The organism is Inquilinus limosus DSM 16000 (assembly GCF_000423185.1).
Lineage (GTDB): Bacteria > Pseudomonadota > Alphaproteobacteria > DSM-16000 > Inquilinaceae > Inquilinus > Inquilinus limosus.
In genome coordinates this window covers 21,887-44,066 of the sequence record NZ_AUHM01000043.1, presented here as the reverse complement: position 1 = coordinate 44,066, position 22,180 = coordinate 21,887, and the positions used below count along the sequence as shown (strand labels likewise).

19 protein-coding genes are annotated in these 22,180 nt (G+C 71.8%); 1 reads left to right on the top strand and 18 read right to left on the bottom strand.

The features are described from left to right. Positions 1–241 (bottom strand): helix-turn-helix domain-containing protein (locus G537_RS0127775; protein ID WP_026871918.1); only part of this gene is annotated, 241 nt, incomplete at its 3' end. A 212-nt stretch (positions 242–453) separates the two neighbouring features. On the opposite strand from G537_RS0127775, the gene G537_RS45670 reads away from it, so the two are divergent. Beyond that, entirely contained in the window at positions 454–1,302 is an 849-nt protein-coding gene (locus tag G537_RS45670; RefSeq protein WP_051249219.1) for a (R)-mandelonitrile lyase, read from the top strand. Positions 1,303–1,341: 39 nt separating this feature from the next. Here G537_RS45670 and G537_RS42450 read toward each other — a convergent pair whose 3' ends face one another. From G537_RS42450 to G537_RS0127685, 17 genes are all read right to left on the bottom strand, one after another. Continuing rightward, positions 1,342–3,471: a substrate-binding domain-containing protein gene (locus tag G537_RS42450; protein WP_051249218.1), complete on the bottom strand. Its 2,130-nt coding sequence runs from the start codon at positions 3,469–3,471 to the stop codon at positions 1,342–1,344. Between the two features lie 4 nt (positions 3,472–3,475). Continuing rightward, positions 3,476–4,753 carry a metal-dependent hydrolase family protein gene (locus tag G537_RS0127760; RefSeq protein WP_026872873.1) on the bottom strand — a complete coding sequence of 426 codons (1,278 nt, stop codon included), beginning with the start codon at positions 4,751–4,753 and terminating at the stop codon, positions 3,476–3,478. A 52-nt stretch (positions 4,754–4,805) separates the two neighbouring features. Next, positions 4,806–5,936 (bottom strand): ABC transporter substrate-binding protein, encoded by a 1,131-nt coding sequence (locus G537_RS0127755; protein WP_081689090.1) that lies wholly within the window; start codon positions 5,934–5,936, stop codon positions 4,806–4,808. A 45-nt stretch (positions 5,937–5,981) separates the two neighbouring features. Next, positions 5,982–6,989 carry an ABC transporter permease gene (locus tag G537_RS0127750; protein WP_051249217.1) on the bottom strand — a complete coding sequence of 336 codons (1,008 nt, stop codon included), beginning with the start codon at positions 6,987–6,989 and terminating at the stop codon, positions 5,982–5,984. Beyond that, positions 6,986–7,966, bottom strand: a complete 981-nt coding sequence (locus tag G537_RS0127745) for an ABC transporter permease (RefSeq protein WP_026872870.1) — start codon at positions 7,964–7,966, stop codon at positions 6,986–6,988. Before G537_RS0127745 ends, G537_RS0127750 begins: the two co-directional genes overlap by 4 nt. After that, positions 7,963–9,483 (bottom strand): sugar ABC transporter ATP-binding protein, encoded by a 1,521-nt coding sequence (locus G537_RS40275; protein ID WP_034853251.1) that lies wholly within the window; start codon positions 9,481–9,483, stop codon positions 7,963–7,965. The genes G537_RS0127745 and G537_RS40275 overlap by 4 nt, the downstream gene beginning before the upstream one ends. Next, on the bottom strand, positions 9,480–10,331 hold the full coding sequence (locus G537_RS0127735; protein WP_026872869.1) for a sugar phosphate isomerase/epimerase family protein: 852 nt from the start codon (positions 10,329–10,331) through the stop codon (positions 9,480–9,482). The genes G537_RS40275 and G537_RS0127735 overlap by 4 nt, the downstream gene beginning before the upstream one ends. Before the next feature lie 291 nt (positions 10,332–10,622). Further along, positions 10,623–11,780, bottom strand: a complete 1,158-nt coding sequence (locus G537_RS0127730) for an iron-containing alcohol dehydrogenase (protein WP_026872868.1) — start codon at positions 11,778–11,780, stop codon at positions 10,623–10,625. Between the two features lie 43 nt (positions 11,781–11,823). Then, positions 11,824–12,159, bottom strand: a complete 336-nt coding sequence (locus tag G537_RS42445) for a helix-turn-helix domain-containing protein (protein WP_051249216.1) — start codon at positions 12,157–12,159, stop codon at positions 11,824–11,826. Positions 12,160–12,168: 9 nt separating this feature from the next. After that, the gene (locus G537_RS0127720; RefSeq protein WP_026872867.1) at positions 12,169–13,674 is read right to left on the bottom strand and encodes an FGGY-family carbohydrate kinase; all 1,506 of its coding nucleotides are present in this window, start codon (positions 13,672–13,674) and stop codon (positions 12,169–12,171) included. Next, the gene (locus tag G537_RS0127715; RefSeq protein WP_026872866.1) at positions 13,671–14,519 is read right to left on the bottom strand and encodes a class I fructose-bisphosphate aldolase; all 849 of its coding nucleotides are present in this window, start codon (positions 14,517–14,519) and stop codon (positions 13,671–13,673) included. The genes G537_RS0127720 and G537_RS0127715 overlap by 4 nt, the downstream gene beginning before the upstream one ends. A gap of 8 nt (positions 14,520–14,527) precedes the next feature. After that, positions 14,528–16,213: a glycerol-3-phosphate dehydrogenase/oxidase gene (locus tag G537_RS40265; protein ID WP_034853249.1), complete on the bottom strand. Its 1,686-nt coding sequence runs from the start codon at positions 16,211–16,213 to the stop codon at positions 14,528–14,530. 329 nt (positions 16,214–16,542) lie between these two features. Further along, positions 16,543–17,535, bottom strand: coding sequence for an aldo/keto reductase (locus G537_RS0127705; protein ID WP_026872865.1), 993 nt, complete (start codon positions 17,533–17,535; stop codon positions 16,543–16,545). Continuing rightward, a complete protein-coding gene (locus G537_RS0127700; protein ID WP_026872864.1) occupies positions 17,519–18,499 on the bottom strand; it encodes a sugar-binding transcriptional regulator in 981 nt (326 codons plus the stop codon). Before G537_RS0127700 ends, G537_RS0127705 begins: the two co-directional genes overlap by 17 nt. Before the next feature lie 7 nt (positions 18,500–18,506). After that, entirely contained in the window at positions 18,507–19,484 is a 978-nt protein-coding gene (locus G537_RS0127695) for an ABC transporter permease (RefSeq protein WP_026872863.1), read from the bottom strand. Continuing rightward, a complete protein-coding gene (locus G537_RS0127690; protein WP_034853247.1) occupies positions 19,481–21,025 on the bottom strand; it encodes a sugar ABC transporter ATP-binding protein in 1,545 nt (514 codons plus the stop codon). Before G537_RS0127690 ends, G537_RS0127695 begins: the two co-directional genes overlap by 4 nt. A 77-nt stretch (positions 21,026–21,102) precedes the next feature. Continuing rightward, positions 21,103–22,128, bottom strand: coding sequence for a substrate-binding domain-containing protein (locus tag G537_RS0127685; RefSeq protein WP_026872861.1), 1,026 nt, complete (start codon positions 22,126–22,128; stop codon positions 21,103–21,105). Positions 22,129–22,180: the final 52 nt, after the last annotated feature.

Below are 22,180 nucleotides of genomic sequence, written 5' to 3'. Positions count from 1 at the left end.
TGTCCGGCGTCTGCTCGATCAGCCCCAGGATCTCCTCGGCATGGGCCTCGAGCCGCTGCGAGCGATGATCACCGCCCCGCGGTCGCGGCGCCACCGCGCCGGTACGCTGCCACTGCTCAACCCACTTGATCGCCGTCGAGGCGGCAACCCCGAAGCGCTTGGCCGCAGAGCGCCGCGTCATGCCGCCGTCCACCGCCCGAACCAGCCGGTCCCGGATGTCCATCGAAAGAGGTCGCGTCATGCAAGCTGGCCTCCCTCACCAGCCTGCATCTTGAATCAGAATTCCCAGCCTTCGGGAATCCCCCACGATTCCTGAAGATCGGAAAGTGCTCTAGAAGCTGCCCGCATTCATGAGCCCGATCGATAGCGCCATGCGGCTTCGGGCCTCTAATCGCCGAGCCTCTACCGGCCCATCTCCGGGCGACCGGACCAATGGAACGACGGAGGGGATCGATGAAGCTGCTTGCCGCCACTCTCGCCATGTTTTCGCTGGCCGCATCGGCCCAGGCGGAGCAGCGCAGACCGGCGCCGCCGAGGGTGGCCTCGCCCGATGTCCGGGCGGTCGCTCCGGCGCTGGCCGACTACACCGACGAGGTTCTGTTCGCCGATGTCTGGGCCAGGCCCGACCTGGCGCCGCGGGACCGCAGCCTGGTGACGATCGCGGCCCTGATCGCGACCGGCCACACCGCGCAGCTGACGGGCCATCTGAACCGGGGGATCGACAACGGCTTGACCCGGGCACAGTTGTCTGAGGTCATCACCCATCTCGCCTTCTATGCCGGCTGGCCCAGGGCGATGTCCGCGATCCCGGTCGCCAAATCGGTGTTCGAGGCGCGCGGGCTGCCGCCGGGCGAGACCTCCAGCCCCGACACGCAAGGGAGCACGACATTGGACATCGTTCGCCACGGTTCGACGCCCGCCCAGCCCGGCCCGGCGGAGTACTTCACCGGCACCGTCCGGATCGCCTCACGCTTCCAGCGCAGCGATCCCGCGCGCGTCGGCGGCGCCATCGTCAGCTTCGAGCCCGGCGCCCGCACCGCCTGGCACACCCACCCGCTGGGGCAGACGCTGATCGTCACCGCCGGCCAGGGATGGATTCAGCGCGAGGGCGGGCCGGTCGAGGAGATCCGCCCCGGCGATGTGGTCTGGATCCCGCCGGGCGAGAAGCACTGGCACGGCGCCACGGCGACCTCGGCCATGACCCATGTCGCCGTCGCCGAAGCGCTCGACGGCCGGAGCGTCGACTGGCTGGAGCATGTGACCGACGAGCAGTACGGACTCGGGTCCCAGGGCGGAGGCTGAGCACCCGCCGGGAGCCCCTTAAGAGGCCGGCGGCCCGGCTTACGGCAAGACGGCCTGGATGGCGGGAGAGGATTGAACCGGGACGGTACCGGGCGCCTCGACGGCTTCCGGCAGGTCCAGATCCTCCAGCGCCGCCCGGGCCGCCGGCAGGTCGCCAGCCGGCACGCGCAGCAGCAGCACGGCACGGACCTGGCTGTCGGCGCCGCGGATCGGCCGCGCCGCCTCGCCGAGATCGGGGCCGGCCTCGCCGGCCAGCGCAGCGACGCGCTGCCCGCCTTCCGCGCGGATCGCCGCCACCAGCTCGGGCAGCGTCAGCGGCCTGCAGCCGTCGCGCCGCGGCCGGGCATGGGCGGCCAGCAGCCAGCGCAGCCGGCGCTCCGGCAGCTCGGCCACCAGCAGGCGCCCGGCCAGGGTCCAGTTCACCGGGGTCCGGCTGCCGACCGCGATCGGCGCCGCCCCGGCCGCGGCGCGGCTGAGAGCGATGGCGCAGCGCTCGCCATGCAGCACGGCCAGGGCCGCGGCGCCGCCAACCGAGCGCACCAGCTCTTCCAATATCGGTTCGATCGTGGCGGCGAGGTCGGCGATGCCGGTCGCGGCGAGGCCGGCGGCCCGTGCCCGCGGCCCGGCGCGGATCCGGCCGCGGCCGCCGCGCTGCAGCAGCCCATGCCCGACCAGCGGCCCCAGCAGGTCGTGCAGCGAGGAGCGCGGCATCGCCACCGCCTCCAAGAGATCGGCGATGCCAGTCTCGCCGCCATGGGCCTTGAGCCAGACCAGGATGTCGAGGGTGCGCAGGATCGAGCGGGCGCCGCCATCGGCCGCCGCCCCCTTCCCCACCGCGCCCCCCTTTCCCACTGTGAAACTGGTCGGGTCGTAGTCGTCGCCCATGCCGTGGCCCAGGATCAGGCTGGGCGGCCGGTCCCAGCGCACATGGTCCTCAACGAAGACATCGGCGCGGACCGAGGCGGTCTCCCAGCCGCGGCTGATCACCAGGGGCGTGGGCACCTCGATCCGCCGCGGCAGGGTGCGGCCGGCCAGGATGTCGAGCCCGACCTCGACCGCGCGGATGCCCATCGCCGGCGGGAAATCCATCGCCGCCAGCGGCACGCCGTGCAGGATGGCGAGCTGATAGACCGCGTTCTGGTCGCCGCCGGTGTGCGGCGGCACGCGGCCGTCATAGCCGGCATCGACCCAGGCGTGGATCGACCCGGCGCCGTGCAGGCCGCTGTCGCACCAGACGCCGCCGATGGCGTCGCCCCAGCGCTCGATCAGCCCGGCCATGGCGCGGCGGCCGGCCGCGACCGTCATCTCGGTGTGCACCGTCTCGAGGATGCGGATGCCGGGCGAGAGCGCAAACACCTCGCGCGCCGCCCGGGCCCGGCGCAGCAGCGGCCCGATCTCCGGGTCGCCCACCATCATCACCACACTGCCGCGGCCGCCCAGCGTCTCGACCAACCATTGCGCCGGCAGCCGGCCGATGGCGGTGTCGGGCCCGGCGACCTGGACCAGGGAATGCGAGGCGTCGCCCAGCAGCCGGTCGACCATGATCACGGGCAGCCCGGCGGCGCGGGCCCGGGCCAGGGCCGGCAGCAGCGCCTCGGTCTCCAGCGGGCTGACGATCAGCGCATCGACGCCCATGGCCAGGAAGGCGTCGATGTCGCGCGCCTGGGCCGCGGCGTCGTCATCGGCATGGGCGATGCGCAGCGTGGCGATGCGGTCGGCATGCTCGGCGGCGGCGAACTGCACGCCATGGATCAGCCCCTGGCGCCAGAGATTGGCGCGGGACCCGTTGGAGAAGCCGAAGACATAGGGTGGCGGCCGGGCGAAGGGCGCGGCGTCGACCAGCTCGGTGAAGCCCGGGTTCCACAGGAAGGACCGGGCCGGGCCGGTCATGCCCTGCAGCCGCGGCCGGGCCGGCGCGGCCGGCTGCTCGGCCTCCAACGCCACCGCCAGGTCGAACCAGGCGGCGCCGAGCCGGACGATGCCGCGCCGCGGCGCCTCCAGCCAGCCCGATGCCAGCATCGGCCGCAGCACGGCGTAGAGGCTGGACCGCGGCACGGCGAGACCGCCGGCCAGGGCGGCGACGGACACGCCGCCCGGGGCTTCGGTCAGGCGGTCGACGACCCCGAGCAGGATGTCGACGCCCGACTGCCGGTGGCCGGCGCCCTCCAAGGCGTCACTCGGCGGCGGCCGCGGCCCGCATCGCCCGGGGCGGCGACAGGCGATGCATCGCGCCGTCCTTCATCACCATGCGGATCGCGCCGTGCTCGTGGATCAGGCTGATGTCCTTGAGTGGGTCGCCGTCGACCAGGATCAGGTCGGCCAGGAAGCCCTCGCGCACCTGGCCCAGCCGGTCGCCCATGCCCATCAGCTCGGCGCCGATCCTGGTGGCGCATTGCAGCGCCTCGGACGGGGTGTAGCCGAACAGCTTGACGAAGTGCTCGACGTCGCGGGCATTGGTGCCCTGCGGCGTCCAGGCGAAGCCGTAGTCGCCGCCGATCACGACGCGGATGCCGCGGCGGCGCATCTCGGCATAGGTGCGCTGGCTGGCCTCCATGCAGAGATGCATGCCCAGCTTGCGCGCCTTGGCCTCGTCGATGCCCCAGGGCCCGGCCTCGTGGATGGTGTTGTAGATCAGGCCGATGGCGGGGCCGACGAAGACCTGGTCCTTCTTCGCCTCCAGCATGTCCAGCGCCTCGCTGTCGGCATGCTCGCAATGGTAGATCACGTCGACCCCGGCGCGGATGGCGCGCTTCACCGCCTCGCTGGCGCGGGCATGGCAGTTCACCCGCCGGCCGAAATCATGCGCGGTCTCGACCGCGGCCGAGACCTCGGCCTGGGACATCACCGTCATGCCGCCCTTGGCCGGGTCGACGAAGTCGTCGCCGGAGATGTTGATCTTGATGTTGTCGACATCCTCGCGGATGCAGATGCGGACGGCGCGGCGCACCTCCTCCGGCCCGTCGCAGACCATGCCGAAGCTGGCGCGGGCCAGGTGCAGCCGGGTCTCGTCGCCCAGGCCGCCGGTCACCGTGATCTCCGGGCTCGCCGCCTTGATCCGCGGTCCCTTCAGCCGGCCGGCATTGACCTTGTCGCGGATCACGACGTCGAGCCGGATCTTGGCGCTGGCGGCCGAGTAGCAGCTGGTGAAGCCGTGATCCAGCAGCGTCTCGGCGTTCCACATCGTCTCCAGCACATGCTCCTCGGTCGGGATGTCGCCGAGATCGGTGTTGCGGGCGGCGCCGCAGAAGGAGAGATGGGCGTGGCCCTCGACCAGCCCCGGCATCAGCGTGGCGCCGGTACCGTCGACCGCCTCGCAGCCGCCGGCGTCCAGCCGCTCCGAAGCCGGGGCCACGGCCTGGATGCGGTCGCCGCGGACCACGACCTGGCCGGGATACGGATCGCGCCCGCTGCCGTCCCAGATCATCGCGCCGGTGATGTGATAGTCGCCCATGGGATCCTCCGCCCTGAGCGGGAGGCGGGCCGGCCCGCCTCCCGCGGGTTGACTACTTGCCGATCCACCGCTGCGGGTAGTCCGGCATCCCTTCGCAGCCGCACATGGCGTAGTGCAGCGGCGGCATCTTCTCGTTGACGTATTTGTCGAGGGTCTCGGCCGTGATCGTCGGCTGCGGCAGCGACCAGGCCGGGCCCGGCACCTTCTCGCCCTTCAGGATGCGCAGCGCCGCGATCACCGGGGTGCGCCACTGATAGGTCGGGTAGGTCGGCGCCAGCGCTTTCATGCCCGACTGCTTCCATTTCTGCAGGAAGTCCTGCTGGTCCTCGCCGGTGACGATCGGCACGTCCATGCCCTGGTCCTCGAATGCCTCGATCGCGGCGACGCTGGTGGCCCCGGCGTCCATCCACACGGCGTCGAGCTTGCCGACGCGGGTCAGATAGTCCTCGACGATCGACTTGGTCTTGGCCCGGTCGCCGTCGGTGAACTCGGCGCCGACCACCTCGATGCCTTTCTCGTCGAAGATCCGCTTGGCCGCGGCCCAGCGGTTCTCCAGCACGTCGACGCCGGGCAGGATGCGCAGCGCCAGCACCTTGGCGCCCTTCGGCACATTGGCGGCGATGTATTCCGCCGCGGCGATGCCGAAGGCGTAGCCGCCGATCGGCTTGATCACGGTCACCGGGCAGTCGGTCAGCACGCCGCGATCGAAGACGATGACCGGCACCTGCTTGCAGGCCTCCTCCACCGCCGGGGTCAGCGCCGCGGTGGTGTTGGGCGAGACGATCAGCGCGTCGCAATTGCCGCTGGCCAGCATCGCCTTGATGTCGGAGATCTGCTTGTCGTCCTTGCCCTCGGCATCGGCCACGGTGAAGGAGGCAATCTCGTCCTTGTGCAGGTCGACCTCGGCCTGCATCGTGGTCCAGCCGACCACGCGCCACGGGTTGCCGACCCCGGCATTGGAGAAGCACAGCTTGTACGGCCCCGGCTTCTTGTATTTGGACGTATCGACCATCTGGGTGCCGTAGTGCTGCTCCCACGGCTTGTCGGCCGGACCTTCCGCCTTGGCCGACATCAGCGCCCGCTGGGCCTCGAACTCCTTGGGGTCGTCGAAGCTCTGCGCCTGTGCCGTGCCGGCCGCCAGGGCCAGCAAGGCGGCAGTGCCGATCATCATCCCGATTTTCATCACGTTCCTCCCCTATCGTTCTGGTTCTTGGAATGGTCGACGGCGTCAGGCCCCTCCCCTGCGGCGGCGCCAGACGCTCCAGCCGACGGCGGCGATCAGGATCAGGCCCTGGGCCGCGTCGCGCAGCGGCTTGGGCAGGCCGATCAGGTTGAGCAGGGTGAACAGGGCGGCGAGGCTGAGCGCCCCGGCCACGGCGCCGGGCACGGTGCCGCGGCCGCCGAGCAGCTGGGCGCCGCCGATCACGATCGCCGCGATCGCCTGCAGCTCGTAGCCGTCGCCGACATTGGTCGAGACCCCGGCGAAGCCGCCGAGCAGGATGCCGGCGGTGACTGCGGACAGGGCGGAGACGACGAAGGCGATGGTGCGCACCAGCCGCACCCGCACCCCCGCCAGCTCCGCCGCCCGCGGATTGTCGCCGATGGCGTGCAGCAGCCGGCCCAGCACGGTGCCGTGCATCAGCCACCACAGCAGCGCGACCGTGACCACCATGACCACGACCGCCAGCGGCAGCAGGTCGATCATCGGCAGGCCGCGCCAGGTCAACCGGCCGAAATCGCGGAAATTGTCGGGCAGGTAGCCCTGCGGCGACCCGCCGGACCAGGCCAGCGCGATGCCCTTCAGCGACAGCAGCATGCCGAGGGTGGTGATGATCGACGGCACCTTGAGCCAGGACACCACCAGCCCGTTGAACAGGCCGACGGCGAGGCCGATGCCGTAGACGAGGGCGATCACCCACCAGGTCTGCGCCGGGTCGCCCTGGATCAGCAGCGCCGAGGCCATCACCACGAGCGTGATCAGGGACCCGACCGAGAGGTCGAAGCCGCCGGCGACGATGACGAAGAGCTGCCCGGCCGCCAGGATCACCAGCGGCGCCGCCCGGCGCAGGAAATTCATGTAGCCTTGCGGCTCCAGGAAGGCCGGGCTGGCCACGGCGATCGCGACCAGCAGCACGATCAGCACCCAATAGGCCGGGCGGATGACGGCCAGGCGGCGCAGCGGCGACGGCGTCGCGCGTGGCGGGCTGATCGGGCGCGGCTCGGTGGTCTCGATCATGCCACATGCCCCCGGGTGCGGTAGGCATAGACCGCGACGGCGGCGACGACGATGCCGCCGCGCAGCACCTGCTTCACGAAGGCGTCGATGCCGACCATGGTGAAGATCGCGTCGAGCGTGCCGAACAGGATCACCCCGGCCAGCGTGCCCCAAACGCCGCCGCGGCCGCCAGCCAGGACGGTGCCGCCGATCACCACCACGGCGATGGATTCGAGGTCGTAGATGCCGTCGCGCCCGACCCAGGGGGCGCCGGAGCGCAGGCGGCTGGCGAGGTAGAGCCCGGTCAGCCCGGCGGCGAGGCTGCAGACGACATGCGCGGCCAGCGTCACCCGGTGGGTGTGGATGCCGGCCAGCCGGGCGCCGTCCGGGTTGCCGCCGGTGGCGTAGAGATGGGCGCCGAAGCGGGTGGAGCGTAGCACGAAGGCGGCGCAGCCGGTCAGCACGAACAGGCCGATCACCGGATAGGGCACCGGCCCGACCTGGCCGTAGGCCAGCACCTGGAAGCTTTCCGGCACCGCCCCGGCGAAGTTCTGGAAGGAGGCGCTGAGCAGCCCCTGCAGCACCAGCCCGACGCCGAGAGTGGCGATCAGCGGGTTGATCTCGAGCCGCGTCACCAGGAGGCCGTTCACCGCCCCGACCAGGGCCGAGACGGCGAGCACCGCGGCCACGGCCGGCAGCATCATCGCCGGGTCGCCCTGCATCAGCCAGGACGCCATGACGGCGCCGACGCTGACCAGGTTGGCGACCGAGAGGTCGATCGAGCGGGCCAGGATGACGAAGGTCTGGCCCAGCGCCACCAAGCCGAGCGCCACCACCCGTTCCAGCACCGCGATCACGCCGCCGGCCGAGAGCTGCGCGGACTGGCCGGTGGCCAGCGCCGTGGCGGCGAAGCCGACGGCCGAAGCCGCGATCAGGATCGCCGGCACCGGCAGCTCGGCGCGGCGGCGGGGCCGCCCGGCGGTGGCGATCGCGCTCATGCCGCCCCCATTCGCGCCACGGCGTCGAAGCGGTGGCCGGTGGCCAGCGCCATGACCTCCTCCTCGGTCGCGCCGCCCGGCCGCTCGCCGACGATCCGGCCGGCGCGCATCACCAGGATGCGGTCGGCCAGGCCCAGCGCCTCCGGCAGGTCGGAGGTGGCGACCAGGATGCCCTTGCCGCGGCCGGTGAAGTCGCGCATCAGCCGGTAGATCGCGGCCTTGGCGGCGACGTCGACGCCGCGGGTCGGTTCGGCGAAGACCAGCAGCTGCGGGTCGCAGGCCAGCCAGCGCGCCAGGATCGCCTTCTGCTGGTTGCCGCCGGAGAGGAGCCGCGTCTCCTGCTCCCAGCTCACGGCGCGGACATCGACCGCCGCGAGGATGCCGTCGATCGTCTCCGCCCCCACCGCCCTGCCCTGCGGCCGCGCCAGCAGCGAGGCGAGGCCGCGGCGAGCGAGCAGGCCGTTGTCGCGCACCGACTGCATCAGCGCCAGCCCGTCGCGCTTGCGGTCCTCGGGCACGAGGCCGAGTCCGCGCGTGACCCCCGCCCGCGCCGAACCCGGCCTCGCCTCCCGCGCCCCGATCCACATGCTTCCGCGGAGGAAGGGATCGGCCCCAACCACGGCGCGGGCCAGGGCTGTCTTGCCGGAGCCTTCCAACCCGGCGATCGCGACGATCTCGCCGCGGCGCACGACCAGGTTGATGTCGGCCAGTGCTGCGTTGCCGCCGCCTTCGATCCGCAGCACGGGATCGCCGGGCGGGCCCGCCGGTCTCGGCGGGAAATAATCGCTGAGCGGCCGGCCGACCATCAGACGGACCACCTCGTCCGCTCCGGTCTCCGACCGCGGTCGGGTGGCGACGTGCCGCCCATCCTTCAGCACGGTGATGGTGTCGGCGACGGCGAACACCTCCGGCATCCGGTGCGAGATGTAGACCACGGCGACGCCGGCTGCCTTGAGGCCGCGCACCAGTTGCAGCAGCCGCGCCGCCTCGACGTCGTCCAGCGCCGCGGTCGGCTCGTCCATCACCAGGATGCGGGCGTCGACCGCCAGCGCCTTGGCGATCTCCACCGCCTGCTGCTCGGCGATGGCCAGGTCGCGCGCCGGGGTGTCCGGGTCGATGTCGGAGGACAGGCGGGCCAGCAGCGACCGGGCGCCGGCGCGCATCGCCGCGCGGTCCAGGCGGAAGCGGCGCACCGGCTCGATGCCGAGATGGATGTTCTCCGCCACCGTGCGGTCGGGCAGCAGGCTCAACTCCTGGTGGATGATGCTGATGCCGGCGGCGCGGGCGGCGGCGGGGTGGGAGAAGCGCGCCGGCGCGCCGTCGACCAGGATCTCGCCGGCATCGGGGGCGTAGACGCCGCCCAGCACCTTCATCAGGGTCGACTTGCCGGCGCCGTTCTCGCCGCACAGGGCGTGGATCTCGCCGGCGCGGCAGGCGAAGGACACGCCGTCCAGTGCGACCACGCCGGGGAAGGCCTTGCGGATGCCGCGCATCTCGAAGCGCGGGGCGCTGCTCATGCCGCGGCCTCCCACTCGCGCCGGATCAGGGCGATCGACTCCGCGAACAGCGTGTCGAGGTCGGGGAACAGGTCGCGCCAGACCCTGGTGGCGGCGGCGAGATCCGGCAGCGCCCGGCCGAAGGCCTCGACCGTCAGCCAGCCGTCATAGCCGATCCCGCGCAGGGCGCGGATGGTCGCCGGGAACGGGACATGGCCGCGCCCCGGGATGCCGCGGTCGTTCTCCGACAGATGCACATGGGTGATGCCGGCGGCATGGGCCGCGATGACGCCGACCGGGTCGCGCTCCTCGATGTTGGCGTGGAAGGTGTCGTACATGAAGCCGAAATTCGGGTGGCCGACCCGGGCGCGAAGCGCCTCCGCCTGCTCCACCGTGTTCAGGGCGTAGCATTCGAAGCGGTTCACCGCCTCGATCGACAGATGGATTCCCGCCTCCTGCGCCCGGCCGGCGGCCCAGTGCAGCGCCTCCGCCAGATTGGCAAGCTCGTCCTCGGTCGGCCCGTTGCCGGAGAAGACGCCGAGCGGCGAGTGATACGGCCCGCCCATCACGGTGGCGCCCAGGGCGTGGCCGCAGTCGATCGCCCAGGCCAGCCGGTCGCGGGCGCGGCGGCGGATCGCCGGATCCGCGCTCAGCGGGCTGTGGTCGGGATCGGGGATGATCGTGGTGCAGGTGCGGGCCAGGCCGAGATCGTCGAGCAGGCGGCCCAGGGCGGCGCAATCGGCCTCGGTCCCGCCCATGACCGGCACCTCGACGCCGTCATAGCCGTGCCGCTTGAGGGACTCGAGCACCGGGCGGTCGGCGGGCGCGATCGCCCCTCCGATCACCAGGAGGTTGAAGCCGATTTGCACGCGTTCCTCCCAGCCCCGGGCCCGTGGCTGCCGCCCGTGCCCCGGATCTGTTTTTCAGAAAGGATGAGGTTCGCGTCGGTCCGGCGTCAACGCAGCGGCGCGGCCCGATGTCCGACATTCTGGACAATCCGCGCCGGGCTCAGCCCCGCGAGCCCGGGATCAGACCCCTCGTGCAAGAGAACCGTGATTGCGAGGAGGCGAAGCCGACGAAGCAATCCATGCCTCCGCTCCTGCGGCCCTGGATTGCTTCGCTGCGCTCGCAATGACGATCTTTTCATGCGCTCGCCAGGCTCAGCCCCAGGCGCGGCGGTACAGCGCCTGGATCTCAGTGGCGTCGGGGATGCGCGGGTTGTTGGCGGGCGAGCCCGAGGCCAGGGCCTGCTCCGCCATCAGCGGCAGAAGCCGGTCCCATTTCCCGGCGTCGAGGCCGTAGGCCCGCGGCGTCGGCACGTCGAGCTCGGCATTGATCCGGTGCAGGGCCTCGACCAGGCGGCCGACCGCAGTCTCGTCGTCTTCTCCCGCCGGCGCCAGCCCCATGGCGACGGCGCAGGCGGCGTAGCGCGGCATCGCCGCCGGCGCCGACCATTCCGTCACCACCGACAGCAGCATGGCGTTGGACAGGCCGTGCGCGACATGGAAATGCGCGCCGATCGGCCGGCTCATGCCGTGCACCAGCGCCACCGAGGCGTTGGAGAAGGCGATGCCGGCCTGCAGCGATCCCAGCATCATGCCTTCGCGCGCCGCGCGGTTGCCGGGGTCGTCGCAGGCGGTGCGCAGATGGGTCCAGATCGACCGCATGGCGGCCAGCGCCATCGCGTCGGTGAAGGGCGAGGCGCGGCGCGAGACATAGGCCTCGATCGCATGGGTCAGGGCGTCGATGCCGGTGTCGGCGGTGAGGCGGCGCGGCTTGCTGAGGGTCAGCTCGTAATCGACCACGGCGATGCTGGGCAGATAGGCGAGGCCGGCGCAGAGCATCTTCTCCTCGGTTGCCTCGTCGGTGACGATGGTGAAGCGCGTGGCCTCGGAGCCGGTGCCGGCCGTGGTCGGGATGGCGACGATCGGCAGCCCCGGCGCGTCCTCCTGATGCGGCGCCTTCAGCGCCCGCATCGTGCCGCCCCGGACGCTGAGCACCGCGGCCGCCTTGGCGGTGTCGATCGGGCTGCCGCCGCCGAAGCCGATGACGCAGTCGTGGTCGCCCTCCCGGATGAAGGCCGCGGCCGCGTCGACGACGCCAGAAGTCGGGTCGGGGACGGTCTCCGTGAAGGCCCGCACGGGGATGCCGGCGACGGCCAGGACGGTACGGAGGCGGTCGAGGGCGCCGTTCCCGGCCAGGAAGCGGTCCGTCACCACGGCCGGCCATCTCAGCCCGAGCTGGGCCAGGGCCTGCGGAAGCTCGTCGAGGGCACCGGCGCCGATCCGCATCAGGCGCGGCAGGGCGATCGCGGACATGGGTCCTCCTGGTCGGCGAAGGGTGGTGGGTCGGGGCAGACGGTCAGGCGTCGTGGACGTCCGGCCGGGCGCCGCGGAGACGCCGCTCGATCTGGTCGAGCCGGGCGTTGAGCACGGTGTAGAGCAGGGCGACGTCCGAGCGCAGGGAGCGCAGCAGCATCTCAGCGTCGTCGCCGGCCTCTCCGTCCCGGCCGGACTCCGGCGCCCGGCCGTTCTCCAGCGCGCTGCTGATCCGGGCCAGGGTCGAGGCCCGCGGGTTGGCGACGCCGGCCTCGATGTTGTGCAGGCCGGTGACGGAGAGCCGGGCCCGGCGCGCCAGCTCGGCCTGCGTCCAGTTCAGCATCCGCCGCGCCGTGCGGATCTCTTCCGGTGCGATCATGCCCCCACCTCACGCATGACCGATCTCCCGCAGGGCCGCCCAGTGCGGCGCGAGGCTGCGGCCGACCGCCTGCCACAGGGCGAAGCGGCGGCGGTAGAAGCCGGCGAGGCATGGGTCGGGCACGACCTCCCGCGGCGGCGCGACCATCGCGGCCGCGGCCTCGTCCAGGCCGGCGAAGCGGCCGGCGCCGACGGCGGCGGCCATGGCGGCGCCGAGGGCCCCCGTCTCCGCCTGCGCTGCGACCCGCACCGGGACGCCGAGCACGTCGGCGATCATCTGCGGCCAGACCGGGCTGCGGGCGCCGCCGCCGGAGACGGTGATGCCGCGCAGCCGGGCCCCGGCGGCGAGCAGCTTCTCGACATGGGCGAGATGGGCGAAGGCCACGCCCTCGAACACGGCCCGCACCAGATCGCCGCCGTCGTGCCAGCCGGCCAGGCCGAAGAAGCCGGCGCGCGCCGACGGATCGCCCGCCGCGCCGTAGAGATAGGGGTGGTACATCGGCCCGTCGGCCTTCGGCGGCGCCGCGGCGGCCAGGGCGTCGGCCAGGGCGAAGGCGCTGCCGCCCGCGCGCCGGCCGTCATGCGCCAGCACGTGATGCGCCAGCCATTCGAGATTGGTGGCGGAGGTGGCGGAGTTCTCCATCGACAGGAAGCGGCCGGGCGCCATGCCGGTCGACATGAACACCCCGTCCAGCGGCGTCTCGACCACCACCTGGTTGATGCTCCAGGTGCCGAGGATGATCGAGGCCTGGCCCGGCCGGGTGACGCCGGCGCCGACGGCGCTGGCCACCACGTCGAAGAACCCGGCGACCACCGGCGTGCCCTCGGCCAGGCCGGTGCGGGCCGCGACCTCCGCCGTCACCGCGCCGACCCGCTCCGTCGGCCAGTGCAGCGGCGGCAGCTTCGCCCCGATGGCGCCGAGGCCGTAGATGTCGAGCAGGCCGCCGTCGTAGCGGTTCTCGGGCAGCCGCAGCAGCCCCGCCCCGCCCATATCGGTGACGTCGGTCGCCACCCGCCCGGTCAGGGCATGGACCACCACGTCCTTGCACATCAGCACATGGGCGGCGCGCGCCAGGATCTGCGGCCGGTGGCGGGCCATCCAGGCCAGCAGCGCCGGCGTCTGCGACGGCCAGGGCCGCTGCAGGCAGATCGCCGCCGCCGCTTCCGCCACCCCGGCGGCCTGCCATTCCTCGACCAGCCCCGCGGTGCGGGAGTCGAGCGACTGGATCGCCGCCAGCGCCTGCCCCTCGGCGTCGAGCAGGTAAAGGCCGTTGCCGTGGCCCGAGGTGCCGATGCCGGCGATGTCCCTGCCCTGCAGCCCGCTCTTGTCCAACAGCTCGCGGACCAGATCCTCGAGATCGATCCGCAGGCGGCCGAGGTCGCGTTCGACCATGCCGGGCGCCGGGCTGTGGCCGCCGGTGTCGCGATGGGCGCAGGCCAGCTCGCGTCCCGCATCGTCGAACAGCAGCGCCTTGACCCCGGTGTTGCCGGCGTCGATGCCGAGCCAGGCGGTCATCGGCCGCCGCCGTTGCGGTAGATGGCCCAGGCGGCGTCGGCGTCCGCGCCGTCATGGATCATCGCCATCAGCGCCGCCACCACCGCCGCCGGGTTGTCGTGCTGGTAGATATTGCGGCCATAGACCATGCCGTGCGCGCCTTGGGCCATCAGCGCGGCGGAGGTGTCGAAGACCCGCCGGAGGTCGGCCTTGCCGCCGCCCCGGACCAGCACCGGGCAGCGCGCGGCCTGGACGACATGGCGGAAGTCGGCCGGGTCGTCGGTCGGGTCGGCCTTGACGATGTCGGCGCCGAGCTCGCGCGCCAGCCGGACCAGGGTCACGACCTTCTCGGTGTCGCCGTCGACGAGGTAGCCGCCGCGCTCGTTCGGCTGCATCACCAGCGGTTCGATCATCAGCGGCATCCCGTATTTCTCGCAGTCGTTGCCGAGCCGGCTGATGTTCTGCACGCATTGCCGGAACAGGCCCGGCTCGTCGGGCAGCATGAACAGGTTCACCACCACGCAGGCCGCGTCCATGCGCAGGGCCGGCAGGATCGGGTCGGCCTCGTTCTGCAGCACCGCCCACATCTCGCGATGACGCTGGCGGTTGTAGGGGTTGCCCATGTCGACCCGCATCACCAGCGCCGGCCGGTTCTGCCCCGGCATCGACTGCAGCAGGTCGGCCTGGCCGTAATTCATCTGGATCGCGTCCGGGCCGGCCTCGGCCAACATCCGGACCACGCCTTCCATGTCCTCCAGCCCCGCCATGAAGGACGGCTCGTTGCAGACGCCGTGGTCGATCGCGACGTCGAGGCAGCGGCCGTTCCGCATCAGCCGGTTCAGGCGGACCTTCTTGGTGACATACATCGGAAACCTCACTGGTGAGCGGCCTGCACGCGGTGGCGGCGGGCCATGATGTCCTCGAAGCGCGCGGCGGCGGCCGCGGCCTCGGCCTCGGTCCAGCCCAGGACGGACGCGATCAGGCCGCCGGCCTCCGCGACCAGGGCGGCGGTGACCCGCCCCTCCATCCCCAGGAGCGTGCGGCGCAGCAGCAGGTCGCCGATGTCGCGCACCCGTTCGGTCTCGATCAGGTATTGCAGCTCGCGCCGCGAATAGTCGGGCGCGGCGGCGAGCGGCGCGTCCGGCCCCTCGCCGAGGAAGCGGGCGACCGCGACGGCGCGGCTGCCGTAGCGCTGGGCCAGGACCTGGAAGCGCTGCAGCGGCAGCCCCATGGCCTGCGCCTGGTCGCGCTGCCAGCGGGCCAGGGCGTCGGGGTCGCGCGGGAAACCCCGCCCGCCGCCGATCGGCCGGTCGCGGGTGTCGACCTTGCGCGCCCGCCCGAGCTGGGCCAGGGCCAGGTCGGCCACCTCCTCGCCGAAGGCGCGGAAGGTGGTCCATTTGCCGCCGATCAGGGTCAGGACGGCGAAGGGCAGCGCGCCCGGCGGATCGACCTCGACGGAGTGGTCGCGGCTGATCCGCCCGGTCGCCTCATCGTCGCTGACCGGCAGCGGCCGGACGCCGGTGAAGACATGGACGATCTCGTCGTCGCGGACATCGAGGTCCGGGAAGATCCCGGCCAACGCGGCCAGCATGTAGCGCTTCTCGTCGTCCAGACACACCGCGTCGTCGGGGTCGTCGATCCGGATGTCGGTGGACCCGACCAGGGCGGCGCCGGCATGGTTGAAGGCGATGCAGATGCGGCCGTCGTCGTTCTCGAAATAGATCATCCGGCCGTCCAGCGCTTCCTGCAACGCCCGGTTCCGGATCATCAGATGCGACCCCTTGGTGCCCTGGACGCGGCGCCGGTTGGTGGCCGGGCCGATCGCGCCACCGACGAGGTCGACCCAGGCGCCGGTGGCGTTGACCACCACGCGCGGCGCGATCGTGCCGCTGGCGCCGGTCATCCGGTCCCGCCAGGCCAGGCCGTCGCCGTCGCGGCCGGTGATCTCGGTGTAGGAAAAGGCGCGGGCGCCGGTCTCGGCCTCGGTGTCCAGCACCAGCTCGATGCCCAGCCGTTCCGGATGGGTGACGCGGGCGTCGTAGTACAGCACCCCCGCCACCGCCCGCTGCGTGATCCCCTTCGCCAGCCGCTGCAGCTTGGCGCGGCCGATGCCGCGGTGCCGCGGCATGGTCCGGCTGCACCAGGTCAGCAGGTCGTATAGCGCGAGGCCGGTGCGGATCATCAGCCCGGGCCGCGCCTGCGGCCGGCCGCAGAGGCCGAGGAAGGCGCCGATCGTCGCCAGCGTGCCCCGAAAACGCGCCGTCACCGGCACCAGGGTCGGCAGCGGAAAGACGTAGTGCGGCGCGTTGCGCAGCAGCCGGTCGCGCTCCTGCAGCGATTGCCGGACCAGCCGGAACTCGCCGTTCTCCAGGTAGCGCAGCCCGCCATGCACCATGCGGGACAGGGCGGCGCTGGCGCCGGAGCAGAAGTCGTCGCGTTCGACCAGCACCACATCGATGCCCTGCAGCGCCAGCTCGCGGAAGGTGCTGATCCCGTTGATCCCGCCGCCGATCACCAGGACCTCGGCCCGCTCGGGGACGGACGAGCCATTGCCGGTCATGGTCTGGTGTCCTGCTTGAAAGCCAGCAACGACATCGACCGAACAATAAGTGAGTCCCCCCTCCCCTCGCGGGAGGGGGCTAGGGGGAGGGGGTTTTCGCCGTCAAGACCGACCTGAACTCTGGCGATCCGGCCCCGACTGCGGGTCCTGTCCTTTGCGCATTCGCCCGCGGACGCGCGCAGACCCCTCCCCCTGCCCCCCTCCCGCAAGAGGAGGGGGGACTTGAGAAAGCTCGCTTCGACGATGCGCGAATTCGCCAGCCCGCAAGCGGGAGAGGCAATCGGAGCGCATCCCGGGATCTGTGAATCGGACATTCCCTGGAGCCGAACCTACGCAGCCGCCGCGACCGGCCCGAGATGGGCGGCGATGGCGCGGTCGATCGCGGCCAGCTCGTCCGCCGACAGGCGCAGCCCGCCCGCCCGCGCGTTCTGCCGCGCTTGCTCCGCATTGCGCGCGCCGCAAAGGGCGAAGGTGATGCCGGGCTGCGCCAGGGTCCAGGCGATCACCACATCGGCGATCTCCACGCCATGGCCGCGGGCGATGCCGGCGATGTCGGCGGCGAAGGCCGCGACCCGGCGCCGGTTCTCGACCGAGAAGCGCGGGTTGGTGCGGCGCAGGTCGTCGCCTTCGAAGACCCGCTCCGGCCCGATCCGGCCGGTGAGCAGCCCGAGCGCCAAGCTGGAATAGCTGATCACGGCGATGCCCGCCTGCCGGCAGGGCGGGATCAGCGTCTGCTCGAGCCCGCGGTCGAGCATGTTGTAGGCCTCCTGCACGCAGTCGACCGGCCCGGCCGCCCGATAGGCGGCGAGATCCTCGACGCTGGCGTTGCTGATGCCGATCGCGCGGGTCTTGCCCTCCGCCTTCAGCGCCAGCAGCGCCTCCATGGTCTCGGCGATCGGCGTTGTCGGGTCCTGCCAATGCGTGATCAGCACGTCGACATGGTCGGTGCGCAGGCGGCGCAGGCTGGCCTCCAGCTCCTGCCGCACCGATTCCGCGCCGAGATAGCGGTGGATGGTCTTGTCGTCCTGGGCGACGAAGGGACGGCCCTTGTCGGTGTCCCAGACCAGGCCGCATTTGGTGACCAGCACCACCTCGTCGCGGCGGCCCTTGATCGCCCGGCCGACCAGCTCCTCCGCCCGGCCGAGGCCGTAGGCCGGCGCGGTGTCGATCAGGGTGACGCCGGCATCCAGCGCCGCCCGGATCGCCCCGACCGAGGCGTCGTCATCGCCGCCGCCCCACATCCAGCCGCCCATCGCCCAGGTGCCGAGCCCCACCGCGCTCGCGGTGATCCCGCTCGCGCCGATCTCACGCCGCAGCTGCATCCTTGCCCTCCAGTCGTTCGACGACCGCACGGGCTGTCCGGTCATCCGTGATCAAATGGCCCAGCGCGCCGCCGCGCAGCACCGCGGCGATCGGCGCGACCTTGCGCTCGCCCGAGGCGACCGCGATGCGCCGCGGGATCCCCGCCAGCTCGTCCAGCGTCAGCGCCACCAGCCGGCGGTTCGACGGGTGGTCGCAGGGCCGGCCGTCATGGTCGAGCAGATGGGCCAGCAGTTCCGCCTCGGCCCCGGCGCTCTCGATCGCGCCGCGATCAGCCGTGTCCGTCAGGGTCAGGTAGGTCGCATGCTCGTCGCGCACCGAGCCGATGCCGAACAGGGCGACATCCGCCGACCGCGCCATGTCGAGCACGGTGCGGATCGTCGAGACCGACAGCAGGGCCGCCCGCTCCGCCTCGTTCGCCGCGAAGATCGGGGCGTGCAGCTGGTAGGCCGTGCCGCCCAGCTTCTCGGCGAGGGCGACGGCGACATGGTTCACGTCGGTGCGGAACTTGCCCTGGACGCCGCCGGTCGCCGGCACGACACGGACGTCGTAGCGCCGCGGCGGCGCCAGCGCCTCGATCGTGGCGCAGAGGGCGACGCCGCCGGAGACGGCGATGGTCATGCCGTCGGCCAGGCCTTCCAGCAGCGTCGTCGCCGCCGCTTCGGCCACCGATTTCAGCACGATGGCCGGGTCGGTCGAGACCGAGGGGACGGCGACGGCCGAGTCGAGGCCGCCCAGGCGCTTCAGCGCCGCCGACAGCCCCTCCTCCACATCGAAGGGCGAGCGGATGCGGATCTCGACCAGCCCCCGCTCATGCCCCTCGCGGATCATGCGGTTGACGGTGGCCGGCGAGATCCCGATCTCCGCCGCGATCTCGGCCTGGGAGCGCTGCTCCTGATAGAACATGACGAGGACGCGATGGATGTTTCGCAGTCGTTCGGATTCGCTGTAGAGCGGGCGCGGCATCGGTGTCTCAGCCTCGGGCCTTGTGCATGTTGAGGAGGTGATCGATCGTCACCGCCGCCAGCAGGATCGCGCCGCGGATGATGTCCTGCCAGTACACAGGCACGTTCAGCAGGATCAGCGAGGAGGTGACCAGCGACAGCAGGGCCGCCCCCAGCACCGCGCCGGCGATGGTGCCGGACCCGCCGTTCAGGCTGGCCCCGCCGATCACCGCCGCGGCGATCACGCTGAGCTCCATGCCGATGCCGAATTGCGGGGTGGCCGCGCCGAAGCGGGCCATGTAGATGACGCCCGCGATCCCGGCCAGCGTGCTGCACAGCGTGGCGCAGATGATCTTGGTGCGCTTTGTGTCGATGCCGGAGAAGCGGGCCGCCTTCTCGTTGCTGCCGGTGTAGTAGACCCGCCGGAACAGCACCGACCGGCGCAGCAGCACGTCGAACAGGGCGATCAGCACAAGGAAGATCAGGATCACGAAGGGCAGGCCGCCGATGCTGCCCTGGCCGACGAACTTGAACGCCTTCGGCAGGGAGAACAGCGATTGCGGCGTGCCCTGGGTCAGCAGCAGGCTGAGGCCGCGGGCCACCACCATGAAGGCCAGCGACACGATGAAGAAGTGCAGCCCGATCCGGGTGACGCACAGCCCCATCAGGAAGCCGATGGCGCCGCAGGCCGCGATCGCGATCAGGCTGGCCGACCAGGGGTCGAGCCCGGCCAGGAACAGCGTGCCGCCGATCACCATCGACAGGCAGACCACGGAGCCGACCGAGAGGTCGATGCCGCCGACGATCAGGAGGATGGTCATGCCGATCACCACGATCCCCTCGATCGAGAAGGACAGCAGCACCGCCCGCATGTTCGACCAGGTCAGGAAGTAGGGCGAAGCGAAGCTCATCGCCACGAACAGCAGGGCGATGATGGCCAGGAGGCCGAATTCGCGGACCCGGACGACGCGCATCATCGGCGCCGCGGCGGCCGTGCTCATGCTCATCTGATGTCTCCCATGGCGGTGCGGCGCATCGCGCCCTGGCTGGGCGGCTGGTATCCGAGGCCCGAGGCCAGCTGCATGATCGCCTCCTCCGACATCTCGTCGGGCCCGAGCTCGCCGGCCAGGCGGCCCTCGTGCAGGACCAGGATGCGGTCGCTGATGCCGATCAGCTCCGGCAGCTCGGACGAGATCGCGACGATCCCGGCGCCCTGATCGGCAAGCTCGCGGAGGATGGCGTAGATCTGCGCCTTGGCGCCGATGTCGACGCCGCGCGTCGGCTCGTCGACGAAGAGGATGCGGGGATTGACCGCCAGCAGCCGGGCCAGCGCCACCTTCTGCTGGTTGCCGCCGCTGAGCGTCGCCACCGGCTGGTGGACATCGGCGCAGCGGATGCCGAGCCGCTGCCGCATCGCCTCGGCCAGAGCCGCCTCCCGCTTCCGGCTGACCATCACCGGACCGGACACGAGACGCAGGTCCAGCGACGAGATGTTCTGGGCGATCGGCAGGTCGAGGAAGATGCCGTTGCCCTTGCGGTCCTCGCTCAGATAGACGAGGCCCTGCCGGACCGCGGCGGGATAATCGTCCGGCGGCACCTCGGCGCCGTCGCAGGTGATCCGGCCGGAGGCGCGCCGGGCCAGGCCGCAGATCGCCTGCACCGTCTCGGTCCGGCCGGAGCCGATCAGCCCGCCGAGGCCGACGATCTCGCCCGGGCGGACCTCGAAGCCGACGTCGCGGACGATGCCGCCATCCGACAGCTCCTCGACCTTGAGCAGCGGGGCGCCGGCCGCCGGGCCGCGGCGCGGCGGGTAGAGGTCGAGCAGCGGACGGCCGACCATCTTCGCGGCCACCTGCTCCGGCGTCGTCGCCGCGGTCTGCAGCGTGTCGACATAGGCGCCGTCGCGGAACACGGTGATGCGATCGGCGATGGTGAAGATCTCCGCCATGCGGTGGCTGATATAGACGATGCCGATGCCGCGGGCCCTGAGGTCCCGGATGATGGCGAACAGCGCTTCCGCCTCCGCCTCGGTCAGCGCCGCGGTGGGCTCGTCGAAGATCAGCACCCGGCAGTTCAGGGTCAGGGCCTTGGCGATCTCGACGATCTGCTGGCTCGCGATCGGCAGCTCGCCGGCCCGGACCTCGACCGGCACCGGATGCAGGCCGGCCAGCACCGCCTCGGCCCGCCGCCGCAGGTCGCGCGTGTCCATCCACAGGCCGCGCCGGCCGTTGGTCTCGGCCATGAAGATGTTCTCGGCCACGGTCGCGTCGGGGCACAGCGCGATCTCCTGATGCACCAGCCCGATGCCGAGCGCCTGCGCCGCGGCCGGGCCGGGGATCCGCACCGGCTGGCCGTCCAGGCTGACCGTGCCCCGGTCTGGCTGGTGCACGCCGCCCAGGATGTTCATCAGCGTCGACTTGCCGGCGCCGTTCTCGCCCATCAGGGCGTGCACCTCGCCGGCGCGCAGCTCGAACTGCACGCCGGCCAGGGCGCGGACCGGGCCGAAGCTCTTGGCGATGTCGCGGACGGAGAGCAGGGGTTCGGACATAAGGCTTCCCTGGTCGCCGGCGGGACCGGCGATGGCGGGCCGGCCGGGCGGTCCCGGCCGGCGGATGGACGGCGAGGTTACTCTTCGATGCCCTTGGTGCCGCGGCGCTTCAGATACGCATCCCAGTAGAAGTCGTCGGCATTGGCGGCCGTCACCACGGCGTAGCCGTTGTCGATATAGGGGATGGTCATCGGGTTCTTGCCGTTGCGCTTGGCGTCGTTCATCGGGTCGATCAGCTCCGGATGCGCGGCCAGGTAGAGCGCCATGAAGCCCATGTAGCCCTGCATGCCCTGGTTCGGGTTGACCGAGCCGAAGACCTGGCCGGCCTTGATCATGTCGAGGATCTTGGCGTTCACGTCGGCGGTCATGACCTTGATCTTGCCGCCGAGCTCCACGCTGGCCTGGGCCGCACCGAGGGCCGAGTTCGCCTCCGGCATGAAGATCGCGCCGAGATTGGGGTTGGCCTGGGCCATGGACAAGACGGCCTGATAGGCCTTGTTCGGGTCCTGGTTCGAGGCGGCGCGGGCCACCAGCTTCATGTCCGGCCACTTCTCCTCCATCCGCTTGATGAAGGCGGCGATGCGGCGGTCGTGGTTGTCCTGGCCCGGATTCTCCAGCACGGCGTATTCGCCCTTCCCGCCCATCGCCTCGGCCACCGCGTCGGCGGCGCCCCGGCCCTCGAGGTCGTTGTTCGAGGTGATGTGGGCGGTGCGGTTGGAGTGCGGCGAGTCCGCGGCGAAGGTCACCACCGCCGTGCCCTGCTCGATGGCGCGGTTGATCGGCTCGATGAACGGGTCGGCGTTCATCGGGTGCACCAGGATGCCCTTGGGCTGGCGGGCCAGGATCTGGTCGAAGCTGGCGATCTGCTTGGTGACGTCGTAGTCGGGCGTGCCGGTGTAGATCGTCTCGCAGCCCATCTGCTGGCCGGCCTGCTTGAACATCTCATAGACCGGGAACCAGTACTCGACGCCCGAGACCATCACGTTCATGGCGTAGAGCTCGCCCGGCTCGCAGCGGAACGGCTCCGCCGCGCCGGCGGGGGCGGCTGACAGCATGGCCCCGAGGGCGGCGCCCGCCAGAATCCGCGTACGCAAGGTCTTCATCTCTCATCCTCCCCTGATCCCGGCGGCGTCCTGCGCGGCCGGTTGTTGATGT

Bases quoted from the DNA above. Each gene is read 5' to 3' on its own strand.
- G537_RS0127705 (WP_026872865.1), bottom strand. From the start codon at position 17,535: ATGCAGCTGCGGCGTGAGATCGGCGCGAGCGGGATCACCGCGAGCGCG.
- G537_RS0127750 (WP_051249217.1), bottom strand. From the start codon at position 6,989: ATGATCGAGACCACCGAGCCGCGCCCGATCAGCCCGCCACGCGCGACG.
- G537_RS0127690 (WP_034853247.1), bottom strand. From the start codon at position 21,025: ATGTCCGAACCCCTGCTCTCCGTCCGCGACATCGCCAAGAGCTTCGGC.
- G537_RS0127695 (WP_026872863.1), bottom strand. From the start codon at position 19,484: ATGAGCATGAGCACGGCCGCCGCGGCGCCGATGATGCGCGTCGTCCGG.
- G537_RS0127715 (WP_026872866.1), bottom strand. From the start codon at position 14,519: ATGTATGTCACCAAGAAGGTCCGCCTGAACCGGCTGATGCGGAACGGC.
- G537_RS40265 (WP_034853249.1), bottom strand. From the start codon at position 16,213: ATGACCGGCAATGGCTCGTCCGTCCCCGAGCGGGCCGAGGTCCTGGTG.
- G537_RS40275 (WP_034853251.1), bottom strand. From the start codon at position 9,483: ATGAGCAGCGCCCCGCGCTTCGAGATGCGCGGCATCCGCAAGGCCTTC.
- G537_RS0127755 (WP_081689090.1), bottom strand. From the start codon at position 5,936: ATGAAAATCGGGATGATGATCGGCACTGCCGCCTTGCTGGCCCTGGCG.
- G537_RS0127700 (WP_026872864.1), bottom strand. From the start codon at position 18,499: ATGCCGCGCCCGCTCTACAGCGAATCCGAACGACTGCGAAACATCCAT.
- G537_RS0127745 (WP_026872870.1), bottom strand. From the start codon at position 7,966: ATGAGCGCGATCGCCACCGCCGGGCGGCCCCGCCGCCGCGCCGAGCTG.
- G537_RS0127685 (WP_026872861.1), bottom strand. From the start codon at position 22,128: ATGAAGACCTTGCGTACGCGGATTCTGGCGGGCGCCGCCCTCGGGGCC.
- G537_RS0127720 (WP_026872867.1), bottom strand. From the start codon at position 13,674: ATGACCGCCTGGCTCGGCATCGACGCCGGCAACACCGGGGTCAAGGCG.
- G537_RS0127760 (WP_026872873.1), bottom strand. From the start codon at position 4,753: ATGGGCGACTATCACATCACCGGCGCGATGATCTGGGACGGCAGCGGG.
- G537_RS45670 (WP_051249219.1), top strand. From the start codon at position 454: ATGAAGCTGCTTGCCGCCACTCTCGCCATGTTTTCGCTGGCCGCATCG.
- G537_RS42445 (WP_051249216.1), bottom strand. From the start codon at position 12,159: ATGATCGCACCGGAAGAGATCCGCACGGCGCGGCGGATGCTGAACTGG.
- G537_RS0127730 (WP_026872868.1), bottom strand. From the start codon at position 11,780: ATGTCCGCGATCGCCCTGCCGCGCCTGATGCGGATCGGCGCCGGTGCC.